Origin of the sequence: Enterobacter sp. NFIX58 (assembly GCF_900110475.1) — a bacterium.
GTDB classification, from domain to species: Bacteria; Pseudomonadota; Gammaproteobacteria; order Enterobacterales; family Enterobacteriaceae; genus Enterobacter; species Enterobacter quasiroggenkampii.
Genome location: NZ_FODW01000002.1, coordinates 83,326 through 93,101 on the forward strand (window position 1 = coordinate 83,326; position 9,776 = coordinate 93,101).

The 9,776-nt window shown below is 57.2% G+C and carries 9 protein-coding genes and 1 tRNA gene; 4 read left to right on the forward strand and 6 right to left on the reverse strand.

What is annotated here, in order from left to right; translation table 11 throughout:
* The first annotated feature begins 108 nt into the window (after positions 1-108).
* The 4 genes from mprA (at position 109) to leuA (ending at position 5,342) form a co-directional block, all read left to right on the forward strand.
* Positions 109-639, forward strand: coding sequence for a transcriptional repressor MprA (gene mprA / locus BMW97_RS10000; protein WP_023308933.1), 531 nt, complete (start codon positions 109-111; stop codon positions 637-639).
* Positions 640-765: 126 nt separating this feature from the next.
* Positions 766-1,938, forward strand: coding sequence for a multidrug efflux MFS transporter periplasmic adaptor subunit EmrA (gene emrA / locus BMW97_RS10005; RefSeq protein ID WP_045909303.1), 1,173 nt, complete (start codon positions 766-768; stop codon positions 1,936-1,938).
* 16 nt (positions 1,939-1,954) lie between these two features.
* Positions 1,955-3,502 (forward strand): multidrug efflux MFS transporter permease subunit EmrB, encoded by a 1,548-nt coding sequence (emrB, locus tag BMW97_RS10010; RefSeq protein ID WP_028014182.1) that lies wholly within the window; start codon positions 1,955-1,957, stop codon positions 3,500-3,502.
* A 184-nt stretch (positions 3,503-3,686) separates the two neighbouring features.
* Positions 3,687-5,342, forward strand: coding sequence for a 2-isopropylmalate synthase (leuA, locus tag BMW97_RS10015; protein ID WP_045909304.1), 1,656 nt, complete (start codon positions 3,687-3,689; stop codon positions 5,340-5,342).
* Here leuA and BMW97_RS10020 read toward each other — a convergent pair.
* The 6 genes from BMW97_RS10020 to BMW97_RS10045 all read right to left on the reverse strand — a co-directional run bounded on the left by BMW97_RS10020 (position 5,329) and on the right by BMW97_RS10045 (position 9,773).
* The gene (locus BMW97_RS10020) at positions 5,329-6,093 is read right to left on the reverse strand and encodes an AraC family transcriptional regulator (protein WP_045909309.1); all 765 of its coding nucleotides are present in this window, start codon (positions 6,091-6,093) and stop codon (positions 5,329-5,331) included. The two genes, leuA and BMW97_RS10020, sit on opposite strands and share 14 nt — an antisense overlap.
* A 64-nt stretch (positions 6,094-6,157) precedes the next feature.
* Positions 6,158-6,673 (reverse strand): S-ribosylhomocysteine lyase, encoded by a 516-nt coding sequence (luxS, locus tag BMW97_RS10025; RefSeq protein WP_014833019.1) that lies wholly within the window; start codon positions 6,671-6,673, stop codon positions 6,158-6,160.
* A gap of 153 nt (positions 6,674-6,826) precedes the next feature.
* Positions 6,827-8,371 carry a glutamate--cysteine ligase gene (gshA, locus tag BMW97_RS10030; protein ID WP_045909305.1) on the reverse strand — a complete coding sequence of 515 codons (1,545 nt, stop codon included), beginning with the start codon at positions 8,369-8,371 and terminating at the stop codon, positions 6,827-6,829.
* A gap of 83 nt (positions 8,372-8,454) precedes the next feature.
* On the reverse strand, positions 8,455-8,883 hold the full coding sequence (locus BMW97_RS10035) for a YqaA family protein (RefSeq protein WP_021241956.1): 429 nt from the start codon (positions 8,881-8,883) through the stop codon (positions 8,455-8,457).
* On the reverse strand, positions 8,880-9,446 hold the full coding sequence (yqaB, locus tag BMW97_RS10040) for a fructose-1-phosphate/6-phosphogluconate phosphatase (RefSeq protein WP_032648006.1): 567 nt from the start codon (positions 9,444-9,446) through the stop codon (positions 8,880-8,882). Before yqaB ends, BMW97_RS10035 begins: the two co-directional genes overlap by 4 nt.
* A gap of 250 nt (positions 9,447-9,696) precedes the next feature.
* A tRNA-Arg gene (locus tag BMW97_RS10045) sits at positions 9,697-9,773 on the reverse strand.
* Between the last annotated feature and the right edge of the window lie 3 nt (positions 9,774-9,776).

Consider the following 9,776-nt stretch of genomic DNA (forward strand, 5'->3'; position numbering starts at 1 on the left):
TTTCTGATGGTGACATTAATTTGGCGGATATAACCGCACAAATAATTCATTTACATTATTTGTCACTATCGTTACTATATCGGCTGTAATTAATGAGGTTATGCCCAAATGGATAGTTCGTTTACGCCCATTGAACAAATGCTTAAATTCCGCGCCAGTCGCCATGAGGACTTCCCGTACCAGGAAATCCTGCTGACTCGCCTGTGCATGCACATGCAGGGTAAGCTACTGGAAAACCGTAATAAAATGCTGAAAGCTCAAGGGATTAACGAGACATTGTTTATGGCGTTGATCACGCTGGAGTCTCAGGAAAACCACAGCATTCAGCCTTCCGAGCTGAGCTGCGCGCTGGGCTCCTCCCGTACCAATGCGACCCGAATTGCCGATGAGCTCGAAAAGCGTGGCTGGATTGAGCGCCGTGAAAGCGACAACGATCGCCGCTGCCTGCATCTGCAACTGACCGATAAAGGTCACCAGTTCCTGCGCGAGGTGCTGCCACCTCAGCACAATTGCCTGCACAAACTCTGGTCCGCCCTCAGCACCGCCGAGCGTGACCAGCTTGAGCACATCACTCGCAAGCTGCTCACCCGTCTGGACCAGATGGATGAAGACGGCGCCGTTCTTGAGGCGCTGCGCTAACGCGACGACACGCTCACCATTCCAGATTCATAAGAAAACCGACAGGCCAGCACGTCACACTGCTGGCCTTTCTGACAACAGGTCGGCTCAGCCGATGTGAAAATAAGAAGATCGTGGAGAACAACAATGAGCGCAAATGCGGAGAGCACTACCCCGCAGCAACCGGCCAACAAGAAAGGCAAACGTAAGAGCGCCCTTCTTCTGTTGACCTTGCTCTTTATCATTATTGCCGTGGCATATGGGATCTATTGGTTTTTAGTACTGCGTCATGCTGAAGAGACTGACGACGCGTACGTGGCAGGGAACCAGGTACAAATTATGGCGCAGGTGTCGGGCAGCGTGACGAAAGTCTGGGCTGACAATACCGACTTTGTGCAAAAAGGCGATGTGTTGGTGACTCTCGATCCAACCGACGCCCAGCAGGCGTTTGAAAAAGCACAGACCGCGCTGGCCTCCAGCGTCCGTCAGACCCGCCAGCTGATGATCAACAGCAAGCAGCTGCAGGCCAACATCGACGTGCAGAAAACCGCACTCGCACAGGCGCAGAGCGATCTGAACCGCCGCGTGCCGCTCGGCACCGCCAACCTGATTGGCCGTGAAGAGCTGCAGCACGCCCGCGACGCCGTCGCCAGCGCTCAGGCACAGCTGGATGTGGCCATTCAACAGTACAACGCCAACCAGGCGATGGTGCTGGGCACCAGCCTGGAAAACCAGCCCGCCGTTCAGCAGGCGGCGACCGAAGTGCGCAACGCGTGGCTTGCCCTGCAGCGTACTAAAATCGTCAGCCCAATGACCGGCTATGTCTCCCGTCGTTCCGTCCAGCCAGGGGCGCAGATCAGCCCAACCACGCCGCTGATGGCGGTTGTGCCGGCAGACAACCTGTGGGTCGACGCCAACTTTAAAGAGACGCAGCTTGCCCATATGCGTATCGGCCAGACCGCGACGGTTGTCAGCGACATCTATGGCGATGACGTGAAGTACACCGGGAAAGTGGTGGGTCTGGATATGGGGACCGGCAGCGCCTTCTCCCTGCTGCCTGCGCAGAACGCCACCGGTAACTGGATCAAAGTCGTACAGCGTCTACCCGTGCGTATCGAACTGGATGCTAAGCAGCTGGCGGATCACCCGCTGCGTATCGGCCTGTCAACGCTGGTGACGGTTGACACCGCCAACCGCGACGGTCAGATCCTGGCAAGCCAGGTGCGTAGCAGCCCGGCTTATGAAAGTAACGCCCGTGAAATTAGCCTCGATCCGGTCAACAAGCTGATCGATGACATCGTGAAGGCAAACGCCGGTTAATCCGAAGGTGAGCGTTATGCAACAGCAAAAGCCGCAAAAACCGCTGGAAGGCGCGCAGCTGGTCATTATGACCATTGCGCTGTCGCTGGCGACATTCATGCAGGTGCTGGACTCCACCATCGCAAACGTGGCGATCCCAACCATCGCCGGTAACCTTGGCTCGTCGCTGAGCCAGGGAACCTGGGTCATTACCTCGTTTGGGGTGGCAAACGCCATCTCCATTCCGATCACCGGCTGGCTGGCAAAGCGCGTCGGTGAGGTGAAGCTGTTCCTCTGGTCCACGGTGGCGTTTGTACTGGCCTCGTGGGCGTGCGGCATGTCCAGCAGCCTGACGATGCTGATTTTCTTCCGCGTCATTCAGGGGATTGTCGCGGGGCCGCTGATCCCGCTTTCCCAGAGTTTGCTGCTGAGCAACTACCCTCCCGCAAAACGTTCCGTCGCGCTGGCGCTCTGGTCGATGACCGTTATCGTCGCGCCTATCTGCGGACCGATTCTGGGCGGGTACATCAGCGATAACTACCACTGGGGCTGGATCTTCTTCATCAACGTACCGATTGGCGCCGTCGTGGTATTGATGACGCTGCAGTCGCTGCGGGGACGAGAGACGCGCACCGAACAACGGCGTATCGACAGCATCGGGCTGGCGCTGCTGATCCTGGGTATCGGCAGTCTGCAGATCATGCTCGACCGCGGTAAAGAGCTCGACTGGTTCAACTCGCAGGAAATTATCATCCTGACCATTGTCGCGGTGGTGTCGATCAGCTTCCTGATCGTCTGGGAGCTGACGGACGACAACCCGATAGTCGATCTCTCGCTATTTAAGTCGCGAAACTTCACCATCGGCTGCCTGTGTATCAGCCTCGCCTATATGCTCTACTTCGGCGCGATTGTTCTGCTGCCGCAGCTGTTGCAGGAGGTGTATGGCTATACCGCCACCTGGGCGGGTCTGGCGTCAGCACCCGTTGGGGTGATCCCGGTCCTGCTGTCGCCGATAATTGGCCGCTTCGCCCATAAGCTCGACATGCGTCGGCTGGTGACGTTCAGCTTCATCATGTATGCGGTGTGCTTCTACTGGCGTGCGTATACCTTTGAGCCGGGAATGGACTTTGGCGCCTCGGCGTGGCCGCAGTTCATTCAGGGCTTCGCGGTGGCGTGCTTCTTTATGCCGCTGACCACCATCACGCTCTCTGGCTTACCGCCCGAGCGTCTGGCAGCCGCCTCGAGCCTGTCGAACTTCACCCGTACGCTGGCGGGCTCCATCGGTACGTCGATCACCACCACCCTGTGGACGAACCGCGAATCGATGCACCACGCGCAGCTGACCGAAGCGGTGAACCCGTACAACCCGAATGCTCAGCAGATGTATAGCCAGCTTCAGGGGATGGGAATGACGGAGCAGCAGGCGTCCGGCTGGATTGCCCAGCAGATCACCAACCAGGGGCTGATTATCTCGGCCAACGAGATTTTCTGGATATCGGCAGGGATCTTTATCGTCCTGCTGGGGCTGGTGTGGTTTGCCAGACCGCCGTTTGGTGCCGGTGGCGGCGGTGGCGGCGCGCACTAGTTCTGTGCGACGGTTGCCCGGTGGCGCTACGCTTACCGGGCCTACGAACGTAGGCCGGATAAGGCGTAGCCGCCATCCGGCAAAAAACCGCACTGTGTCCAGAACGCGACAGCCATTGTCAGTTCCGATAAAGCAGCGCGCCTGAAATCGATTCACGATAGTGAAAAGACAACAGGAGCGCATCATGCTGAACACACCCGCCGACAAGTACCAACCCTATCCCACCCTTTCCCTGCCCGACCGTCGCTGGCCGGAGCAACGCATCACCCGCGCGCCGCGCTGGCTCTCGACCGACCTGCGCGACGGCAACCAGGCCCTTGCCGAGCCGATGGACAGCGCCCGCAAGCTGCAGTTCTGGGCACTGCTGCTGGGCTGCGGATTCAAAGAGATCGAGGTTGCCTTTCCTTCCGCCTCACAGACGGATTTCAACTTCGTTCGCCAGCTGATTGAAGAGAACCGCATCCCGGATGACGTGACGATTCAGGTGCTCACTCAGGCACGGGAAGATCTCATCCATCGCACTTTTGAATCCCTGCGCGGCGCGAAGCAGGCTACCGTGCATCTGTATAACGCCACCGCTCCGCTGTTCCGCCGCCTGGTCTTCGGCATGGAGAAAGCGCAAATCGTTGAGCTGGCGACGCGCTCGACGCGGCTTATTCGCCAGCTGTGTGAGGAAAATCCCGACACCCGCTGGCAATATGAATACTCCCCGGAAACCTTCTGCTTTACCGAGCCGGAGTTTGCGCTGGAGATTTGTGAAGCCGTGGCGGAAATCTGGCAGCCGTGCGACGAGCGGCCTATGGTGATCAACTTACCTGCCACCGTCGAAGTGAGCACGCCGAACGTCTATGCCGACCAGATCGAGTATTTCTGTCGCCACTTCAGCCGCCGCCGCGATGTCTGCATCAGCGTGCATCCGCATAACGACCGCGGTACCGGCGTTGCCTGCGCGGAGCTGGCCGTAATGGCGGGAGCTGACCGCGTGGAGGGCTGTCTGTTCGGTAACGGGGAACGTACGGGTAACGTCTGCCTGGTAACGCTGGCGATGAACCTCTACAGCCAGGGGGTTAGCCCGAATCTGGACTTTAGCGATATGAATCGGGTGGTGGAAGTGGTGGAAACCTGCAATCAGCTGCCGGTCCACCCGCGCCATCCGTGGGCAGGACGGCTGGCCTATACCGCCTTCTCCGGTTCGCACCAGGACGCGATTAAAAAAGGCTTTGATGCCCGCAGGCCAGGCGATCGCTGGGAGATGCCTTACCTGCCCGTCGATCCCCAGGATATTGGCTGCACCTACGAAGCGGTGATCCGCGTAAACAGCCAGTCAGGAAAAAGCGGCAGCGCGTGGCTGATTGAGCAGAATCATGGTCTGAAACTGCCCCGCGCCCTGCAGCAGGATTTCAGCCAGCACGTGCAGCAGGAAACCGATCGTCACGGAAAAGAGATGACGCAAAATGCGCTGTGGCAGCTGTTCCGCACCCGCTACGGCCTGATGGCAACGCCGCACTATGCGCTGCAATCCTACCGCAGCGACAGCCAGCAGGACGGCCAGCTGCGTTTGACGGCCAGCGTCGTCACACAGGGAGGAACACGCCAGCTGGAAGGTCAGGGCAACGGTCTGCTCTCCGCCGCCGCTCACGGCCTGAGCCGCTGGGTCAACGCCCCGTTCGTGATTAAGGATTATCACGAGCATACGTTAGGTGAACGCAGCGACAGCCGCTCGGTGGCCTACATCCGCTGTCTGTTCCAGGACGGCAGCAGCCGCTGGGGCGTGGGCATTGATAGCGACGTGGCGCGCGCGTCGCTTCAGGCGCTCTTTAACGCCGTCAGTCGTTCTTAAAGTAATCGCTGGGAGAGACGCCCATCACCCGACGGAACATGGCCGTAAAGGCGCTATGGCTGCCGTACCCCAGATCCAGCGCCACGCGTAATACCGGCTGGCCCTGCGCCAGCCGGACTAAGGCTTCCAGCAGGCGCGCCCTTCTCAACCACTCTCCGTAGCTTAATCCCGTCTGCTGCTGAAAATGGCGGTTCAGCGTGCGCTCGCTCATGTTCATCATGCTCGCAGCCTGAGCGCTGCTCCAGCTTTCACCCGGCTGTTGCCGGATTTGCAGACACAGGCGACGTAGCGCCTCACTTTCCGGCTCCGGCAGGTAAAACGGCAGCACCGGCATAGTGCGGATTTCATCGAGAATGAGCTCATAGACGCGCTCATCCCGGCTTCCGGGTGAGTACGATTCAGGTAAAGCAAGGCAGACGAGGATCAGCTCGCGCAGCAGCGGCGTGATCTGCACGATCTGGCAGGTGGCCGGGAGATCGGCCCGCGCCAGCGGATCGATAAACAACGTTCGCGCCGCCACGTTGCCGGTAATGCGCAAGGAATGCTGCGTGCCCGCAGGCAGCCAGACGCCGCGACCGGGAGGAACAACCCAACAGCCTGATGCGGTATCCACCCGTACCACGCCGCTCAGGGTGTGCAGCAGCTGCGCGCAGTCGTGCTTGTGCCAGGGTTCGCTGTCACCATGAACGTAATCATGGGCAAACGGAACGAGGGGACGGTGGGTAAAGGAGAAGGTTAAGGTTGTGGTCAAAGGAGGCACCAACACAATGTAGGCCCGGTAAGCGAAGCGCCACCGGGCATCCACAGGCACAATACTAGATGTGCAGTTCCTGCAGTTTTTCTTTCGGCAGGGCCAGCTCTTCGTTGCTGTTCACGCGCACATCACGCTCGATGATATGACGCGCGATTTCCTGCGCTTCTTCCAGAGAGTGCATCTGGTAGGTGCCGCACTGGTAAACGTTAAGCTCAGGGATCTGGTTCTGCTCTTTCACCTTCAGCACGTCCTGCATGGCCGCTTTCCAGGCATCTGCCACACGTTTCTCTTCAGGCTGACCAATCAGGCTCATGTAGAAACCGGTACGGCAGCCCATCGGAGAGATATCGATGATCTCAACGCCGTTGCCGTTCAGGTGGTCACGCATGAAGCCAGCGAACAGGTGTTCCAGCGTATGAATGCCTTTCTCCGGCATCACTTCTTTGTTTGGCACGCAGAAACGCAGATCGAAGACGGTGATCGTGTCGCCGTGCGGGGTGTGCATGGTCTTCGCCACGCGGACTGCAGGTGCTTCCATACGGGTATGGTCGACAGTAAAGCTATCTAATAACGGCATACGTCACCTCCGATAGTGATTTTTTTTAAAATAAACTGAACTCTTCTACAGAATGCGCGTCTGAGTATATGAAAGACGCGCATTTGTTATCATCATCCCTGAATTCAGAGATGTATATTTTGGCCACAGCGATGTGGCCTTTTTCTTTTCTGCTTAAGCCTGCTTCGCCAGAAACGCCTCAAACGACTCGGTATCCGCCGCTTCAACCTCTTTCTGACGCACAACGGACGCTTCGCGTTCCGCGACAAAATCTGCTTCGCTCAGGATTTCTAACGGCTCCTGGATCAGCATCTCACGGTACTCCGCCGAGAGTGAACGCCCCGTACCACCAATGCCCTGATCAATCATAGAACGCAGAATGCGTGCTGAGAACGTCAGTTCCGGGTTATCAAAGCATTCCACCAGCTGGTCGCAAATCTGTTGATACGCATCCCCGCCGTCGATGCTGTCCATCGTCCGGGCAACACGCTTCAGATCGCGGAACAGATCTTTGCCGACTTTCGTCAGCGGGAACTGTGCCGTTTCGCAGCCGATACCCAGCGTCAGACCTGGCTTACGCCCTTCCAGAATCACGCGGTTCCAGTTTGTACGGGTACAGAGCAGTTCGTCTGAACTCATTTCCGGCGCATCCGCCAGCACGCACCAGACCATAAACAGATCCAGGAAGCGAATCTGCTGTTCATCAACGCCAATCGGTGAAAACGGGTTGATATCCAGCGAGCGAACTTCAATGTATTCGATCCCGCCGCGCTGCAGCGCATCCGACGGGGTTTCGCCGCTGCGCGTCACGCGCTTAGGACGAATAGGCGCATACAACTCGTTTTCAATCTGCAGGACATTGCTGTTGATCTGCAGACGCTTGCCGTCTTTTTCGAGGCCGATTTTCTCGTACTCTTCCGACGGGGTTTTGATCGCCCGCTTCAATCCTGCCACATATTCGTGCAATTCGTTAAACGTAATACCGAGATTGCTTTGCGATTTATTGGTATAGCCGAGATCGCTCAGGCGCAGAGAGGTGGCGTACGGAAGATAGTACATTCCGCAATCAGTCTTCTCGAACGGCAGCGTCGTCGGTTTTCCCTGCAGGAAAGATGAGCAAATAGCAGGCGATGCGCCGAACAGATACGGGATCACCCAGCCGAAACGGTAATAGTTTCGGATCAGGCGGAAGTAGCCTGCTGAGATGGCATCTTTATCCGTTTCACCGCATTTCGCTTCCCAGAATGCCATTGGCAACGAGAAGTTGTAGTGCACGCCAGAGATGGTCTGCATCAACGCGCCGTAGCGGTTTTTCAGCCCCTCACGGTAAAGCGTTTTCAGCCGGCCGATATTTGACGTGCCGTACTGTGCCAGCTCAATCTCCTGGCCCTGCTCGATATAGCACGGCATGCTGAGGGGCCACATGCGCTCGTCGCCCAGGTTGCGCGCGGTGTAGCGATGGATATCGCGCATGATCGTCAGCATATGATCAATATCACCCTCTACTGGGGTGATGAACTCAAGCAGCGCTTCAGCGAAATCGGTTGTGATCCATTTATGTGTCAGCGCCGAGCCTAACGCCTTCGGGTGACCCGTTGTCGCTAAACTGCCGTCCGCGTTAACGCGCAGCGTTTCACGCTCGAGACCACGCTGAATACCCTTCAATGCCTGAGGGTGGTTTTCCAGCCAGGCCAGCGCCTGAGATACGTCCGGGATCAAATTGACCTCCCGCCTGTCAAAGTAATGTTACTCAGCATAATTGTAATGGTTGACGATTGAAGGTCGCGTATTCATTCCACCAATTAGTGCCACCACGTCATACCCTGCAGCGTTGCCCATGCCACGAGGACATAACGCAACGCCTTGCCAAGGCACAAAAAAAAGAGCACCGGTCCCCAGGAGATGCGCATCCATCCCGCCAGCAGACACAGTAAATCGCCTATTACAGGCATCCAGCTTAATAACAGCGTGGCAGCGCCATAGCGTTTTAGCCAGCCGACTGCCTTTTCCTGCCAGCGCGATTTTTCACGCAGCGGAAAGAAACGCCCAAGAATAACGTTAGTCAGCCCTCCAAGGCTATTACCCATTGTTGCTATTACTACAAGCAGCCAGGGCTGACTCACGCCGGACAACAGCATCGCCACCAGCACCACTTCCGAATTGCCCGGTAACAGCGTGGCGCTGAGAAAACTGCTGGCGAATAATGAGGCAAGTGACAGCGCGTCACTCACAGTAAGCGCACATCCACCGCATCCATTCCAGCATCACGCGCGGCCTGGATGCCGAAATCGGCGTCTTCAAACACGACGCATTTTGCCGCCGGGACGCCCATTAATTCTGCGCAGAGCAGGAAGGTGTCCGGTGCGGGCTTGTGATGTTTAACATGATCGGCGGCAACCACGGCAGAGAAATAGTGGCGCAGGCCAAGATGATTGAGTAATGCCTCTGCAATCGCGCTTTCGCTGCCCGTCCCCACCGACATCGGGCGACGCCCGTGCCACTCTTTTACCACATCAATTAGCGGCAAAGGACGTACGGTATCTAAAAGCATGGCTTTTACCGCATCGGTTTTTTCGCGTGCGAGCAGGTGCGGGTCGAGATCGGCCTGATTCAGTTCAATCACGGCCTGTGCAATACGCCAGGTTGGGGAGCCGTTGAGGGCGATCATCGCCTGAAGGTCGAAACGCATACCGTAGCGGCCCAGGACATCGGTCCAGGCTTGACGATGCGTGGGTTCGGTATCCAGAAGGGTACCATCCATATCGAAGATCAAACCGTCATACTGTGCGTACATCGTGCTCTCGCTAACCGATTAACAAAGCATTACTTTATCGTAAATGGTGGTTTTTGTCGCTGACAGAGAGTGTGATTGCTGACGGAACGTCGAAGGAATAAACAAAGAAGGAGAAGATGGTGCATCCGGGAGGATTACTCGGCTTACGCCTCGCCCTGCGGGCCGTTGCTAAAGCAACGTTATCCTCCCTGGTGCTTGCGATTAACTCGCTGACCTTAAAACAACAGCATCGCTGTTATCCAGGAGAATATGGTGCATCCGGGAGGATTCGAACCTCCGACCGCTCGGTTCGTAGCCGAGTACTCTATCCAGCTGAGCTACGGATGCATC

Bases quoted from the DNA above. Each gene is read 5' to 3' on its own strand.
- emrB (WP_028014182.1), top strand. From the start codon at position 1,955: ATGCAACAGCAAAAGCCGCAAAAACCGCTGGAAGGCGCGCAGCTGGTC.
- mprA (WP_023308933.1), top strand. From the start codon at position 109: ATGGATAGTTCGTTTACGCCCATTGAACAAATGCTTAAATTCCGCGCC.
- yqaB (WP_032648006.1), bottom strand. From the start codon at position 9,446: ATGTACGCACAGTATGACGGTTTGATCTTCGATATGGATGGTACCCTT.
- luxS (WP_014833019.1), bottom strand. From the start codon at position 6,673: ATGCCGTTATTAGATAGCTTTACTGTCGACCATACCCGTATGGAAGCA.
- leuA (WP_045909304.1), top strand. From the start codon at position 3,687: ATGCTGAACACACCCGCCGACAAGTACCAACCCTATCCCACCCTTTCC.
- emrA (WP_045909303.1), top strand. From the start codon at position 766: ATGAGCGCAAATGCGGAGAGCACTACCCCGCAGCAACCGGCCAACAAG.